This window comes from Bradyrhizobium sp. Crot121, from assembly GCF_059512385.1.
Window position 1 is genome coordinate 1 of the sequence record NZ_JCAMOR010000122.1, and the last position, 15,036, is coordinate 15,036.

The following is a 15,036-nucleotide window of genomic DNA, read 5'->3' on the forward strand; positions in this document are numbered from 1 at the left end:
CCAAGGCTTCCTCCTAAAAGAAAGCCTTGAATCACGTTCCGTCTGATTTGAGAATCCCAAGAGTCCACACAGCCTAGCCCGTCGCGGCGAACGTAATTCCACTTTCGGCTAAATCGGCTTAAGGTCGCACGCGTTCCAGCGAGTCTCACATCTCTTGTCAGAAAGTTTTATGCGATGGCCCTATCGAGCATGACCGGTTTTGCCCGAAGCCATGGCGCGAGCGGCCCCTATACCTTCGAGTGGGAACTGAAGTCGGTCAATGCCAAGGGCTTTGATTTGCGGCTGCGGCTGCCGCCAGGCTGGGACGAGCTTGAGGCCGTGGTGAAGAAGCGCGCGAGCGAAGTGCTGTCGCGCGGAACCGTCTATGCCAATCTCAATGTCAAGCGCGCCAACGCCGTGTCGGCGGTGCGCATCAACGAAGACGTCCTGGCCTCGATCGTGAAGGTCGCGGGCGAACTGGCGCAGAAGATCGACGCGGTGGCGCCGAGCATTGACGGATTGCTCGGCATCAAGGGCGTGATCGAGGTGGTCGAGCCTGAAAGCGACGAGGCCGAGGACAAGGCGGCGAGAGAGGCCGCCGCGCTGGCCTTCGAGCAGGCGCTGGCCCATCTCGTCGAGATGCGCCGCCGCGAGGGTACGGCGCTCGGGCAAGTGCTGATCCAGCGGATGGACGAGATCGAACAGCTCGCCAGGAAGGCGGAAGCGGCACCGGGCCGCAAGCCGGAGGCGATCCGCGCGCGACTTGCCGAACAGGTTGCGGCGCTGCTGGAGACCTCCGACCGTTTCGATGCGGATCGGCTGAACCAGGAGGCGATCCTGATCGCGACCAAGGCCGATATCCGCGAGGAACTCGACCGCATCGCGTCCCACGTCGCGCAGGCGCGTGAGATGATCGGCAAGGGCGGAGCGATCGGACGCCGGCTGGATTTCCTGGCACAGGAATTCAATCGCGAGGTCAATACCTGCTGCTCGAAATCGAACGATATCGAGCTCACCAATACCGGGCTCGAGATGAAGAACGTGGTCGAGCAGTTCCGCGAGCAGGTTCAGAATCTGGAGTGAGGACAATGGTGGCCCAAGGAGAGGCCCACGGCTTTGACGGGGTCGAGCGGCGCGGGCTGATGTTCGTGCTGTCGTCGCCGTCAGGCGCCGGCAAGACGACGCTGTCGCGGCTGTTGATCGAGCGGATGCCCGGCCTGAAAATGTCGGTGTCGGCGACGACGCGGCCGATGCGGCCGGGCGAGGTCGACGGCCGCGACTATTTCTTTGTCGACAAGACGAAATTCGAGAAGATGGTCGCTCAGGGCGAGTTGCTCGAATGGGCGACCGTGTTCGACAACCGCTACGGCACGCCGCGCCGGCCGGTCGAAGCCGCGCTGTCGGCCGGACAGGACGTGCTGTTCGACATCGACTGGCAGGGCACCCAGCAACTGCGCGAGAAGGCGCGCGCCGACGTGGTCAGCGTCTTCATCCTGCCGCCGTCGGCGGCCGATCTCGAGAAGCGCCTGCACACCCGTGCGCAGGATTCCGCGGAAGTGATCCGCGGGCGGATGAATCGCGCCACCCACGAACTCAGCCATTGGGCCGAGTACGACTACATCGTCATCAACCAGAGCGTCGATCACGCCTTCGCCGAAGTGCAGTCGATCCTGAAGGCGGAGCGGCTGAAGCGCGAGCGCCGCACCGGCCTGACCGAGTTCGTGCGCAACCTGCAGCGCCAGCTCGAGAAGTGATCCGCTCCGCTCAGGCGGTCGCGCTTTTCGCCAGACGCGCGAGCATTTCCTTGATCTCCCGCTGCGTATCTTCAAACGAGGGTTCAGGCGCAGGCCCGGGGCCCCGCTGCTCCGCTTCGATGCGAGGCGCTCGCGGCGATTCGACCGGACGTGGCGGGATCTCCTTGTGCTCGGCGGCCAGTTGAGGGGCGCGCTCGGCGTGATCGCGGTCCCAGGGCGCGCGCCACTCATTATCGACCTCGTAGGGTGGCGTGCCCGTGCGGTTGAGCCGGAAGATGAGGCCGCCGACCAGGCCGGCGAGCGCAAGTGTGCCTGCCATGATGAACAACAGCGTCGAGGTTGATTGCTTCTCAACGGTCGAATGCGTCGTTGCCGCGGGCGCCGGCGGCGGCGCGGATTGCGGCGCCACCGCCGGCTCTTCCTGTGGGCTCGCGCCGCTATCGGCGGCGGCGACCTTGGTGCCACCGGATGCGGCCATGCTCGATTGGTCAAGCCAGCGTGCCGAAACCAGCGAGCCGGAGGCGGGTGCCCCGACGGAAGGCGGCGCGTTGTCGAGGGCGGAGGCGAGCTTCTGTTTGGCGTCCGCCTGGGGTGGGGTCAGCTCAGCGCGCGCATCTGCGACCGACGGGCTGATGCTGGCCGCCGGCTGGGGCGGGTTGGCGGCTTCGGCCGGCGGCGGGGATTCCTGCTGTACAGGCGCGGCCTTCGCCGCCTTGCTGCTCCCTTCGCGGACATACCAGCACTTGCGCTTGGTGGAGCGCTCAAGGCGATAATACCAATGGCTTCCTGCAGGCGCAGCCCCCTGTGGAGCCGACAGGCAACTGTCGGCAGTCTTGGCGCTGTCGGCACTCTCGGTACTGTTTTCTGCTCCGGCGGTGAGGCTGGCACCCGCCAGCATCGTAGCAACAAGTGCTGAAATAAATTGGGCGGTACGCTTTGACATCTACATCCCCGATAACACCGGCTACCCCTTAACCCCTAACTCTCGGTAGGAAGTTGGGTCGCAATGCGCCGCAAATCCGGAGCGGGTGGGGCTTAATTTGGGCTTGCCGACCGCCCCAATTGCGGCAGATCGGGGCCTGGGGAAGCCACCCGGCAGCTATTGCTTGGAGGCAGTCCAGCGGCCGACGCAGCCACAAGACTGCCGAAAACTTCCCGAGCCGGAATGGTTTGAAATGCGGCCACTGCTGATCACGGTGATGCCGTTGGCTGCGCCGATCGGATCGACGCTGCCGTCCTCGCCCGGTGATCTAATTCTTCAGAACGATGCGTCCGACGACCTTGCCGGCGCGCAACTGGTCGATCCACTTCTGGACGTCGGCCATCGGTTCTTCCTGCATCGGCGTCGGCTTGATCTTGCCGGCACGCGCCAGCGCCATCAATTCCTGACCCTCGGCCAGCGTCCCTACCATGAAGCCCTCGATGGTCATGCGCTTGTAGACCCATTGCACCATCGGCAGGCTGAAAGTGCCGCCCATCAGGCCGGAGACCACGATCTTGCCGCCGCGCGCCAGCGCGGAGACTGCGAACGCCATGGACTTCTCGTTGCCGGCGAAATCGACCACTTCGTCAAAGCCGCCTTCAGTCTCTTTCAGGATGCGCTTGACAATGTCCGGCTCGGCCGGGTCGTAGGCGACCGCTGCGCCGTTCTGTAGCGCCGTCTCGCGCGCGGCTGGGCTGAGATCGGCGACCGAGATCGGTTGCTTGAACATCGCCTGTGCGAAGGAAAGTCCCATCATGCCGACGCCGCCGAGGCCGATCAGCAGCAGGTTGCGCTGCCGTGGGCGATCCACCAATCGTTTCAGCGCGCCGTAGGCCGTGACGCCCGAGCACATCAGCGTCGCCGCCTGATTGACCGGCAGCGGATCGTAGTCGAGCAGGTACTTTGCATCGGGCACCAGGACATGGCTGGCGAAGCCGCCGTCGATGGACACGCCCAGGAAACGCTGCTTGACGCAGAGGTTCTCATCGCCGTTCAGGCAGTCGCGGCACTGGCCACAGCCGATCCACGGAAACACAGCCTTCTTCTTGCCGATCAGGTCAGTCGGAACATCGGGGCCGACTTCCGCGACGACACCTGCGATTTCGTGGCCGAGCGTGAAGGGCAGGGTCATGCCGCGCGTGGTGTCGAGCTTCTTGCCGCCGCCGAGATCGGCGTAACCATCCTGGATGTGCAGGTCGGAATGGCAGAGCCCGCAACGCTCGATGCGGACCAGGACTTCGCGTCCTTGCGGCTTCGGCGTCTCGGCGATGGTCTCGCACAACGGCGCATCAAATTTCACGAGGGACTGGCGTACCATTTGCGCCATGGCGTTCGCTCCTTAGGCAATGTTTGATGTTGTGTTTCGTATATTGGCCAATTCACGAGCCATGGCAACAAAGCCGGAGATGGGAATAGTTTCGGCGCGTCGGGTGGTATCGACATGTGCTGCGGCGGCGAGCCGAGCCGGATCGACCGAAAGTGACTTCAGGCTCTGGCGTAGCATCTTGCGGCGCTGACCGAAGGCTGCGGCTGCCACCTGTTCCAGCGCGCGTCGGTCGCAAGGCTCGGGTGCGGCGCGTGGTATCAATCGCACCAGCGACGAGGTGACCTTCGGCTGCGGCACGAAGGCCGACGGCGAAATGTCGAACAGGATCTTTGTCTCAGTGCGCCAGTTGGCGAGCACGGCAAGCCGGCCATAGGCCTCGCCGTTTTCCTGCGCGACGATCCGCTCGGCGACCTCGCGCTGGAACATCAGCACCATCATGTCGTACCAGGGCGGCCAGGGTTCGATCGACAGCCAATCGACCAGAAGCTGGGTCGCGATGTTGTAGGGCAGGTTGGCAACGATCTTTGCCTTGCCGCCATCGAGCAGGGGGCGGGGATCGAAATGCTGCGCGTCGGCATGCACGATCTCCAGCCGTCCCGGGTATCGCTTCACGATGTAGTCGAGCGCAGCCAGCGCCCGCTCGTCGCGCTCGATGGCAATCACGCGTTTTGCGCCGAGCGCGAGCAGCGCCCGGGTCAATCCGCCTGGGCCGGGACCGACCTCGATCACGGTCGAGTCCTCGAGCGGACCCGCGGCGCGCGCGATCCGCGCGGTGAGGTTGAGATCGAGCAGAAAATTCTGGCCCAGCGACTTGCGCGCCGACAAGGAGTGTTCGCGAATGATGTCGCGCAGCGGCGGCAGATCGTCGAGCGCGCTCATTCAGGCTTCGTCGCGGCCATCCTTGCGGCCAGGCGCAGCGCCGCGATCAGGCTCGACGGATTGGCGCGGCCGGTGCCGGCGATGTCGAACGCCGTGCCGTGATCCGGCGACGTCCGGACGAACGGCAGGCCCAGCGTGACATTGACCGCGTCATCGAACGCGATGGTCTTGATCGGGATCAGCGCCTGATCGTGATACATGCAGATTGCGCAGTCATAGGTGGCGCGCGCCGCCTTGTGGAACAGCGTGTCCGCCGGCAGCGGTCCGCGGACGTCGACACCTTCGGCGCGCAGGATCTCGACAGCCGGCGCCACGATCTCGATATCTTCGCTGCCGAGCGTACCGTCTTCGCCGGCGTGCGGATTGAGACCCGAAATTGCCAGGCGCGGGCGGGCAAGCCCGAAGCGCGCCTTCATGTCGGCCACCACGATGCGGGCCGTCGAGACGATCAAGTCAGTCGTGAGCAGTGCAAGCGCTTCGCGCAGCGAAAGGTGGATCGTCACGGGCACCACGGCGAGTTCGGGCGACCACAGCATCATTACGGGCTGCGGCGCGACCCCGTTCTTGGCCGCGAGTTCGGCCAGGAATTCGGTATGGCCGGGGTGACCGAAGCCGGCGCGATAGAGCACGTTCTTGGCGATCGGGTTGGTGACGACAGCGGCGGCCTTGCCGGCCATGACGTCAGCGACCGCGCGCCGGATCGAGGATAGCGCTGCATCCGCACTGGTCGCATCCGGCGTGCCGGGCCGCGCCGTCGCCGGCTTGCCGGCCGGAACGACGGGCAAGGCTCTCGCGAACGTGCCGAGCGCCTCTTCGGGGGAAGCATCGGCGAGCTCGACCGCAAGGCCAAGACGGTGCGCGCGCTCAGCGAGGAACTCGCGGTCGCCGAGCAGGTAAAACGGCGGAAGCTTCAGTTCATCACGCCGCAACCACGCGGCAAGCGCAATGTCCGGGCCGATACCTGCGGGTTCGCCGGATGTCAGCGCAAGGGGCTTCGACATCATCAGCGATATTCGATCATGGCCGCTTTGCGGACTTCCTGCAGATAGGATTTCGATTTCGCCTCATATTTCTGGGCGTACATCTTCTCGCGGATTTCCCTCTTCTTCGGCGAGTCGATCATCGTCGTCTTGCGGCCGCACAGCACGACCATCTCCACGCCCTGCTTGGTGATCTCCGGCGGGGTCAGATGGCCGATCGGCGTCTTGTCGAGCACCTCGCGAATGCTCGGCGGGATGTCGGCCGTGGTCTTGGTCACGGTGTCGCGGATCGCCGCGTTGGGTATGGTCTTGAAATAGGAATTGGCTTCGTCGCAGCTCGTGATGCGCTCGCGCAGCCCCTCAGCTTCCTTCTTGCGCGCTTCGACCAATGCCGGCGTGGAGCCGCGCGGCACGATCAGCACGATCGGCTGCATCTTGTATTCGAAAGCTTCGATCTCGGTCTTTTCGCCGCCTTCCTGCGCGGCGGCCGCGACATCCTTCTCGCCGACCTGGAGGCTTTCCTTGTAGCGGCCACGCACGAGGCTGGTCCAAACCATGTCGGCCCTGATGCGGGACTTGAGCGTGTCGGCGCGAATGCCCTGGCTCTCCAGCGACTTCGTCAGTTGCTCCGGCGAGATCCGCATCCGCGCGCTCATTGCGGAATAGGATTGCTCGATGTCGGAGGAGGAGGGGTCGACGCCGAATTTCTTGGCTTCCTTGATCTTCACCTTTTCGTCGATCAGTTCCTCGATCACTTCCTGCCGGTTCTGCTGCTTGTGGGTGGTCAGGAAGTTCAGCTTGGTGCGCTGCTCGATGTCGTAGTTGGTGATCGGCTCGCCGTTGACCATGACGGCCACGGTCTGCGCTTTCAGCGGCGAAGTGCCGCAGAGCATCAGCGCGAGCGCGATCGCGGGAGCCAGGGTCGAAAGGCGAAGGGGTAACGTCGTCATGGTCATCTCAGCGATGTGGTCATATCAGCCATATCAACCTATCCGCACCGAATTTCGGCGGTGCGGATCACGCTCTACTGAAAGCCGCCGTTCGCGCCGCCCGCCGTCGTCGTCGTGGTCGCGATCGTCCGCAGCCCGATTTGGAACATGAACGAGTGGCTGAGGACTGGCGGCGTCGAGGGGGTGGAGTAGGTGTATGACGTGACATAGTTCGCTGCCAGCACGAAGCAGTCGTCCACATACCCAGCGCCGACGACGTACTGATTGATCTTGTTCGCTTCAAGGTCCCAACGCGCAGAGCCGGATACTACCCAGTTCGAGGCGACCTTGACCGAGGCGGTGGTCAGGATGCCTTCGCGACGGGTGAGATAGCCGAGTTCCGGTTGGGCCGCGTAGTTGCCGTAGAGCAGGCTGACCGACCAACGGTCGAAGTTTGCGCGTCCCTCGGCCTCGAAGCGGTTGATGTTCCAGGTAGCCTCGTCCATTCGCGATCGGACGCTGAACGTGTAGGTCCGGTTGGGCGAATAGCTGACGCTGCCGACATAGTCGGATGCGGCATGCTGCAGGCCCGAATCGAGGCCGGTATTGGTCGCATCGGCGACCGCGAACGAGTTCAGGCCGAACAACTGGTAGGACTGTCCGAACAGCACCTTCACGGCACCGCCCCGATCGAACTGGGTGGTCGCCTGCACGCCGACGTTGGCACGGCCGCCGCCCTCGACACGGTCATAGCCGGAGAACTTGTCGACCGAGAACAGGTTGCTGGTGTCGAACACGAGGCTCTGTGCGTCCTCGTTAGGCAGCTTGCCGGCATAGGTCTCGTTCGGGCGGATGATGACCTGCGCGATCGGCTCGAGCGTGGTGGTGCCCCACGGCTGCACATTGACGAACGGGTAGCGATATTCGAGGCCGACGGTCGGCATCAGGCGCAGCGCCTGCGTCTCGCCGACGGGAAGGAAGTTCGAAACACCGGGCTGATTCGAGACTGAAGAATCGATCGCGTCGGCGCGAACGATCGCGAACGGCGTCCATATCTGGCCGAACGGGTCGGTGTATGATCGCCGCCATTGAGCTTCGGCCGTCAGGCGCGTGTAGGTGCCGGGGAAGCCGCGCAACAGGCATTGCGACGGCATCCGGGCCAGGGGATCGGCGGATGCCGTGGTGCACAGGCCAGCGGTGTTGGCGAGCGTCGTGATCGGGTCGAAGACCGCCTGGTCCCGCGTCAGGCTGGTGAAGTTCACCTTGTAGCTGAACTCGCCGCCGAAGATCGGGCTGTTGATCACATTGTTATAGTCGATCACCGGATGGACCACCGGCACCTGGCTCTGGTTGCCGGAGTAGCTCAGGTAATAGATCGTGCGCGCATCGAAGAAGCTGCGATTGCCGACGCCGGTCAAGTAGAGCTGCGAGATCGCTTCTGTCGGCAGGCTCAGGAACGCCGCAAATGGGTCCCGGTACTGGGCAAGCCGATAGTCCTGGAAGAAGTAGTAGTCGGACAGGAGCACGCCGTCCCAGCCCCAGACCCACTTGTCGTTGATCGCGAACTGGCCGTGGGTATCGATGCCGCCGCGGAACTGGCGGTCGCCCGGCTGGCCGGCGAAGGCGCCGCGGTCGAGCTGGTCGATGCCATAGGCGCGGATCGAGTAGGAGCCGTCCAGCAGGCGCTGGCGGAATTCACCCTGGAGCAGGACGCCCTGGCGCGTCGTAAAGCGCGGGTTGAACGTCGCGTCATAGTCTGGGGCGAGCGCGAAATAATAGGGGATCTCGACGGCGTAGCCATAGGTCGATGCCTGGCTGGGATTCGGCATCAGGAAGCCGCTCTTGCGCTTCACGGTCGGGTCGGGCGTCGAGAAATAGGGCATGTACGCCATCGGAACGCCGAAGAACTCGAGCTGGGCGTTCTCGAAATAGAGCATCTTCTCGGTCTGGTTATGGATGATGCGGGCGCCTTTGACCTGCCATAGCGGCGGCTTCTTCGGGTCGTCCTTACACGGCGCGCAGGCCGTATAGACGCCGTTCTCGAACACCGTGTAGTTGCCAGCGGACCGGTCGGCACGGGTCGCCGCCATGCGCGTCTGATCCTCGGTGTCGACGCGCAGCGAATCGACGAAACCATCCCGGTAGTCGTCGCTGAGATCCATGATGTTGGCGTAGGTGATCTTGCCCTGGGCATCCGTGAAGCGGATGTTGCCCTCGGCATGGAGGCGCTTGGTCTTCTGGTCGTAGATGACCTTGTCGGCCTCGACGCTGGTGCCGTTGTAGAACATCTGCACGTTGCCGACCGCGGAGACGCGCTGATTGTTGTAGTCGTAATCGACTTCGGTCGCCTGCACGAGCATCTGCCCGTCATTCCGGGGCGGGGCCGGAGTCGGTTTCGGCGGCCGCGGATTGTAGGTGAAGCTCTGCGCGGCGGCGGGCGTCGTCAGGTCAACGCCGATCGTCCCCGTAAGGATGAATCCAACGGTCAAGGTTAGTAGGAAGCCGGCCAAGCGAGTCCGCTGACGGCGCACGGTACTGCGCCGCCTGAACGCAGGCGACTCCAACTGGCGGGCGGCGACAACGGCCACTACCCGTCCTCCTGATATAGCAAGGCCAAGAAACCGGTGAGGCCGCCCACGCACACGGGCAACCACGCCGCAGCGATGGGATGCATCAACTCAGCCTTGCTCAAATCTTCAGTTACTTTCGAAAGCACGTAGAGCAGAAAGCCCGCACCCACGCCACTCAAAACCATCTTTTGCACGCCGCCGAACCGGAAGAAGCGCAAGCTGACCGAAGCGGCCAAAAGCACCATCGCAGCCAGCAAAAACGGCTGTGCAATGAGCTTGTGGTACTGCAGCCGGTAGCCCGCGGTTGCAAAGCCCGAGCTCTCCGACGAGCGGATGTAGTTCGGTAGTTGCCAAAACGACACAGTTTCCGGGGTGGAAAAGCTGTTGCGGACCTGGGCCGGGGTCAGCGTCGTGGCCAGGTAGAAGCTGTCCTGATCGATCGGGGGCTTGTCGAGGGAGTATCGACGTACTCCTTGGAACACCCAGCGGCCCTCGTCGAGGGAGGCTTCGCGGGCTTCGATTCGCTCCTTGAACTGCAGGCTGGTGTCGAAGCGGAATACGGTCAGCCCGGTCAGGCGCACGCCCTGCTGCTCGCTGCGGGCGGCGTTGATGATCGACTGGCCCTCGCTGTTGACCTGGTTGAGCCAGAAGCCGGAGGCGTCCTGGATGCCGCCGCCTGGCGCCGAGCCGAACAGCTCAGCTTCCATCTGCTTGGAGAGCTCGCGCAGGTTTGCCGACATCGGATTGTAAGCGGTGGTCGCCCCGATCCCCAGCACGATCGCGCTCGCCAGCGCAGGCGAGATGAACTGCCAGGCCGAAACGCCGGCGGCGCGCGCGACCACGAGCTCGAGCCGGCGCGACAGCGCGAGGTAGCAGGTCATGGCCCCGATCAGCACGCAGAACGGCATCAGCTTCTCGAGTAGCTGCGGGACGCGGAACAGCGAGGTCTCGGCGACCGTGATCGCGGAGGCCGTGACCAGCCCGGAGGTCTTGCGCACCATCTCGATGTAGTCGACCAGGACGAGCAGCACGAAGATGCCGACAAACACGCCGACGGCCGAGATCACGAAGCGGCCGGCGAAATAGCGCCCGAGCGTGTTGGTGACCATGCTCATGCGGTGGCCGGCCTTCCGAACAGGCGCGCGATCCGCGCATTGGACCTGTTGATGGCTTCGATCAATCCGGGGGGCGGCTCCACCACCACGCCGCCGATGATCATCCAGAGCCCGACGCCGATGCCGCCGAGCAGCATCAGGTACTGTGCGCCGACGGCAAGCGACGATTTCACCGCCATCACCGAGCAGGCGAATCCAGCCATGCGCAGGCCAAGCACCGCGAGAACCGAACCGCCGATCGAGAAATTGCGACTCTGGCGCGTCGTGCGCGGCGCGCCCAGGAAGGCGAATGTGAGTGCGGCAAATGCGAACGGATAGATCGGCGCCATGAAGCGGTCGTGCAATTCGGCGCGGAACTGGCCGGACAGTTGATCAAAGGTCGGATCATCAGCCGCGGGCCAGATCAATTCCCACAGATATCGCTCGCGAATCCCCAGCGTGACGTCGCGCTGGCTGGAGAATTTCGACATGTCGAACGCGTAGCGGCCGAAGGCGACGAGGGCAGGGTCGCGCTTGCCGGCTTCGAATCGCTGCAGGTTGCCGTCCTCCAGCACCAGATACGAACCATTCTCGTTCTTCAGCACCGTGCCATGGTCGGCGATGATGGTGACGCGCTCCTTGGGATCGCGGCGATCGTCGACAAAGATGCCGCCGAGCACGCCGCCCGGCAGGCGTTCACGAATCCGAATCGTCAGGTTCTGGTCGAGCTGGGCGAAACGGCCGGGCTGCAGGATATTGGTGAGCACGTCGGCGGTGATCTCGGCGTCCCATTGCTTGATGCGCCGCATGCCGTCGGGCGCGAGATAGGCGCCGATGAAGGCGACCAGCGCGGCGACCACGCAGGTGGCATAGAAGAAGGGACGGAACAGGCGGAATGGAGAAAAGCCCGCCGCGTTCATCACGATGATCTCGGAATCGGTCGCGAGCTTGTTCAGCGTGTGCGAGACCGCGATCATCAGCGCGATCGGCGCGATGATCAGGACGAGTGCCGGAATCACCAAGCCAGTGATGCCGAGGAAGGTGATGATGGTCTGACCCTGGCTGGTCATCAGGTCGATGCCGCGCAACGCCTGGGTAATCCAGATCACGCCGGTGAGGCTGATCAGGACTACCGCAAACGACGCGAGCGTCGTGCGGAAAATATACCTGTCAATCGACCCCATCCCGTTACCGCAAGATCTCACTTGGCACGCCAAAACGCACGGCTTCCCGACCAATCCCTTCGAAGGGCTCCCCTTTGGCCGTGCCGCTTATCCGTCCAGCCGTCATCCTCTCATTACCATCCCTTTGATCCGTCAACAAAATGGCTGAGCCAAGGCGCTTCTTCCATATGGTTAATTATTCCTCTTTGTGACGTTCCAGCCACGCCGCGCTTGGCAGTGCGGCGGCCGGCAGGCCATAGTGTTGATAAACCCCCGGGGCTGACCGATCTGGACGGCCGCGAACCAACATTCCACTTACTACCCACGCAAGCCGGTTCCCGCCTGCGACAGCCCTGATTCTGGAGGAGTTTACCGATGTCCGACGCCGTAAAGGTCGGCTTTGTCCCGTTTTCCGCGCCCGTCCGGGGCCTGATGGTGGTGTTTTGCGATGAGGCCCTGAAGTTCGGCGCGGCGACCGACAAGGCGCTTGGGAAGGCGGCGGAGACGGTCAAGCGGGCAGCCGCGGCCAACCAGTTCAAGGGCAAGAGCGGCGCGATTCTCGATATCCTGGCGCCGGAGGGAATCAAGGTCGAACGCCTGATCGTTGTCGGAACCGGCAAGGCGTCGGCGCTCAAGGAGAGGGATTTTCTCAAATTCGGTGGCGTCGCTGCCGGTAAGCTGAACGCGGCGACAGATACCGTCACCGTGATCGCCGAGTTGGCCGAAGGCGCGATGAAGGCGGAGCAGGCTGCCGCCATCGCCTCCGGTATCCGGCTCCGGGCCTATAAATTCGATCGTTACAAGACCAAGAAGAAGGACGGCGAGAACGAACAGGTGCGCGCCGATGTCTCGATCGCGGTCGACGATGTCGCCGCCGCCAGGAAGGCATTTGCGCCTGACGCCTCCATTGTCGAAGGCGTCGTCATCGCGCGTGACCTCGTGAACGAGCCGCCGAACGTGCTCTATCCCGAGGAGTTCGCACGCCGCGCCAGCCAGCTCCGCAAGATCGGCGTCGACGTCGAGGTGCTCGACGTCAAGGCAATGACCAAGCTCGGCATGGGCGCGCTGCTCGGCGTTGCGCAGGGCTCGGCGCGGCCCGGCCGCGTGGTGATCATGCGCTGGAACGGCGGCAAGAAGAGCGAGCAGCCGGTGGCATTCGTCGGCAAGGGCGTCTGCTTCGATACCGGCGGTATCTCGATCAAGCCGGCCGGAAGCATGGAGGACATGAAGGGCGACATGGGCGGCGCGGCCTGCGTGGTCGGGCTGATGCACGCGCTGGCCGCGCGCAAAGCCAAGGTCAACGCGGTCGGCGCCATCGGCCTGGTCGAGAACATGCCCGACGGCAACGCCCAGCGTCCCGGCGATATCGTCAAGTCGATGTCGGGCCAGACCATCGAGATCATCAACACCGACGCCGAAGGCCGGCTCGTGCTGGCCGACGTGCTCTGGTACGTGGCGAAGAAATTCAAGCCGAAGTTCATGGTCGATCTCGCGACACTGACCGGAGCGATCATGGTCGCGCTCGGCACCGAGCATGCCGGCCTGTTCTCCAATAATGACGAATTGGCCGATCGGCTCATCAAGGTCGGGCAGGAGACCGGCGAGCGGGTGTGGCGGATGCCGCTCGGCTCCGAATACGACAAGCTGATCGATTCGCAGTTCGCCGACATGAAGAACACCGGCGGCCGCCACGGCGGCTCGATCACCGCGGCGCAGTTCCTGCAACGCTTCGTCGACGGCACACCGTGGGCGCATCTCGACATCGCGGGAACCGCGATGGGCGCGCCGAAGACCGACATCAACCAGAGCTGGGGCTCGGGCTACGGCGTTCGCCTGCTGGACCGCCTGGTCGCGGACTATTACGAGGCGAAGAAATAAGCAGGGATGACCGAGGTCCTGTTCTATCATCTGCAAGGCATGTCGCTGGAGAGCGTGCTGCCGCCGCTGCTCGAGAAATCGCTCGAGCGCGGCTGGCGCGTGGTGGTGCAATCGACGTCGCTGGAGCGCGCCGAGGCGCTCGATGCGCATTTATGGACCTACAGCGACGATTCCTTCCTGCCGCATGCCACCTGGCGTGTCGCCGACGCATCGGATCAGCCGATCATCCTTTCGATCGACGACGGTAATCCGAACCGCGCCAACGTGCGCTTCCTGGTCGACAATGCGGCGATGCCCGAAGACAGCGGCAGCTATGAGCGGCTGGTGCTGGTGTTCAACGGCGACGACGCTGACGCCGTTGCGGCGGCGCGCGCGAACTGGACCGCCTGCAAGGCGAACGGATTCGAGGTGACCTACTGGCAGGCCGACGACCGCGGCCGCTGGCAGCGCCGGCAATAGAAGGTTGCGGAATTAATGATAATTTGCACTTTGTGTCCCGGAGTCGGCGGGAAGCCACGGTCATGCCGCAAAGGGATGGTCGGACAAAGATTTTAGGGCAAAGGCGCGCGCCGCGCGTAAGGCTTGGGGTATCGCTCCGCGCAAAAAAGCGCGGCGGGACAAGAGGGTAGAGACGGGAGCCCAATCGATCGTGCGAGACGGAACACTTATTCGGAAACCTCTGTTGGCCCTGCTGCTGCTTGCGCCGGTCATCTCCGGCTGTTCGGGCGGCTCGGATATTTTCTCAAGGGATGCCGAATGGTTCTCGCGGCCTGGCCGGCTGTTCATCCGCAACATTTCGATCGAGACGCCACCGCTGTCGCCGACCAAGCCGGTCACCGCCGAGGACATGGTCAGCGCCGAGGGCGGATGCCCCGGGATGGCGCCGGCGGGGCCTGCGAATGCCAATGCGCTCGCCGACGGCGCTGGCGGCGCACCACCGCCGCAGAGTACCGGGACAGTCGCGCTGGGACACACTGAGTGCGATGTGGTCCGCGGCATCGGCGCGCCCGACAATGTCGGTCTCTCCAAGAATGAACGCGGCGATCGTGTCGCCGTCGTCACGTATACGCACGGGCCGCGCGCCGGCATCTACACGTTCACCTCCGGCCGCCTGTCGTCGATCGAGCGCATTGACGTGCCCGCGCCGCCGCCGAAGGCCGGCAAGCCGAAGGCGAAGAAGCACGCTGCGACGTAAAGGTCGGCGAATTTCAATAGTGGGCAAAAGCGCGCTAGCGCTGTGCCCACCATCTGACGCTCTGCTCGTGATAGTGGGCACGCCCACCCGACAGGGTCGCTGCAGACTTCTGATTCAATTTTCAAACAGCGGAGCCTACGTCGGCTTCAAACAGCAGTAGGGATGTGCGTCCGCACTCTCGCGGCGTATCACGCCCGAGCTTTGCATCACTTTCCGCCCTCCTCGAAGACAGAGGGCGCAGGGAAAGCCGGGTGCCGGTCGCACCCATGGGTCCCGTGCAACAAAAAGCACGGGGGTAGGACCACA

13 protein-coding genes are annotated in these 15,036 nt (G+C 63.9%); 5 read left to right on the forward strand and 8 right to left on the reverse strand.

The annotated features are described in order from the left end of the window. Nucleotides 1-174: 174 nt before the first annotated feature. Nucleotides 175-1,062: a YicC/YloC family endoribonuclease gene (locus tag AC5ZGW_RS42920; RefSeq protein WP_130229789.1), complete on the forward strand. Its 888-nt coding sequence runs from the start codon at nucleotides 175-177 to the stop codon at nucleotides 1,060-1,062. Nucleotides 1,063-1,067: 5 nt separating this feature from the next. After that, entirely contained in the window at nucleotides 1,068-1,733 is a 666-nt protein-coding gene (gene gmk, locus AC5ZGW_RS42925) for a guanylate kinase (RefSeq protein WP_130229788.1), read from the forward strand. A gap of 10 nt (nucleotides 1,734-1,743) precedes the next feature. On the opposite strand, the gene AC5ZGW_RS42930 is transcribed toward gmk, so the two are convergent. The 8 genes from AC5ZGW_RS42930 to lptF form a co-directional block, all read right to left on the reverse strand. Continuing rightward, the gene (locus AC5ZGW_RS42930; protein ID WP_130229787.1) at nucleotides 1,744-2,676 is read right to left on the reverse strand and encodes a hypothetical protein; all 933 of its coding nucleotides are present in this window, start codon (nucleotides 2,674-2,676) and stop codon (nucleotides 1,744-1,746) included. 307 nt (nucleotides 2,677-2,983) lie between these two features. Next, the gene (locus AC5ZGW_RS42935; protein WP_130229786.1) at nucleotides 2,984-4,042 is read right to left on the reverse strand and encodes an alcohol dehydrogenase; all 1,059 of its coding nucleotides are present in this window, start codon (nucleotides 4,040-4,042) and stop codon (nucleotides 2,984-2,986) included. Between the two features lie 12 nt (nucleotides 4,043-4,054). After that, nucleotides 4,055-4,921 (reverse strand): 16S rRNA (adenine(1518)-N(6)/adenine(1519)-N(6))-dimethyltransferase RsmA, encoded by an 867-nt coding sequence (gene rsmA / locus AC5ZGW_RS42940; protein WP_130229785.1) that lies wholly within the window; start codon nucleotides 4,919-4,921, stop codon nucleotides 4,055-4,057. Further along, the gene (gene pdxA / locus AC5ZGW_RS42945) at nucleotides 4,918-5,922 is read right to left on the reverse strand and encodes a 4-hydroxythreonine-4-phosphate dehydrogenase PdxA (RefSeq protein ID WP_474419423.1); all 1,005 of its coding nucleotides are present in this window, start codon (nucleotides 5,920-5,922) and stop codon (nucleotides 4,918-4,920) included. Before pdxA ends, rsmA begins: the two co-directional genes overlap by 4 nt. 2 nt (nucleotides 5,923-5,924) lie before the next feature. Beyond that, complete coding sequence (locus AC5ZGW_RS42950; protein ID WP_028165905.1) at nucleotides 5,925-6,857, reverse strand: SurA N-terminal domain-containing protein; 933 nt, start codon at nucleotides 6,855-6,857, stop codon at nucleotides 5,925-5,927. A 68-nt stretch (nucleotides 6,858-6,925) separates the two neighbouring features. Beyond that, nucleotides 6,926-9,319, reverse strand: a complete 2,394-nt coding sequence (locus AC5ZGW_RS42955; protein ID WP_245475064.1) for an LPS-assembly protein LptD — start codon at nucleotides 9,317-9,319, stop codon at nucleotides 6,926-6,928. Between the two features lie 98 nt (nucleotides 9,320-9,417). Continuing rightward, nucleotides 9,418-10,515, reverse strand: coding sequence for an LPS export ABC transporter permease LptG (gene lptG / locus AC5ZGW_RS42960; protein WP_130229783.1), 1,098 nt, complete (start codon nucleotides 10,513-10,515; stop codon nucleotides 9,418-9,420). After that, entirely contained in the window at nucleotides 10,512-11,678 is a 1,167-nt protein-coding gene (gene lptF, locus AC5ZGW_RS42965; protein ID WP_028165902.1) for an LPS export ABC transporter permease LptF, read from the reverse strand. The genes lptG and lptF overlap by 4 nt, the downstream gene beginning before the upstream one ends. A gap of 354 nt (nucleotides 11,679-12,032) precedes the next feature. Between lptF and AC5ZGW_RS42970 the strand changes: the two genes are divergently transcribed. From AC5ZGW_RS42970 to AC5ZGW_RS42980, 3 genes are all read left to right on the forward strand, one after another. Next, nucleotides 12,033-13,535 carry a leucyl aminopeptidase gene (locus AC5ZGW_RS42970; RefSeq protein WP_130229782.1) on the forward strand — a complete coding sequence of 501 codons (1,503 nt, stop codon included), beginning with the start codon at nucleotides 12,033-12,035 and terminating at the stop codon, nucleotides 13,533-13,535. Nucleotides 13,536-13,541: 6 nt separating this feature from the next. Then, the gene (locus tag AC5ZGW_RS42975; RefSeq protein ID WP_130229781.1) at nucleotides 13,542-13,994 is read left to right on the forward strand and encodes a DNA polymerase III subunit chi; all 453 of its coding nucleotides are present in this window, start codon (nucleotides 13,542-13,544) and stop codon (nucleotides 13,992-13,994) included. Between the two features lie 223 nt (nucleotides 13,995-14,217). After that, nucleotides 14,218-14,730, forward strand: a complete 513-nt coding sequence (locus AC5ZGW_RS42980) for a hypothetical protein (protein ID WP_245475063.1) — start codon at nucleotides 14,218-14,220, stop codon at nucleotides 14,728-14,730. Nucleotides 14,731-15,036: the final 306 nt, after the last annotated feature.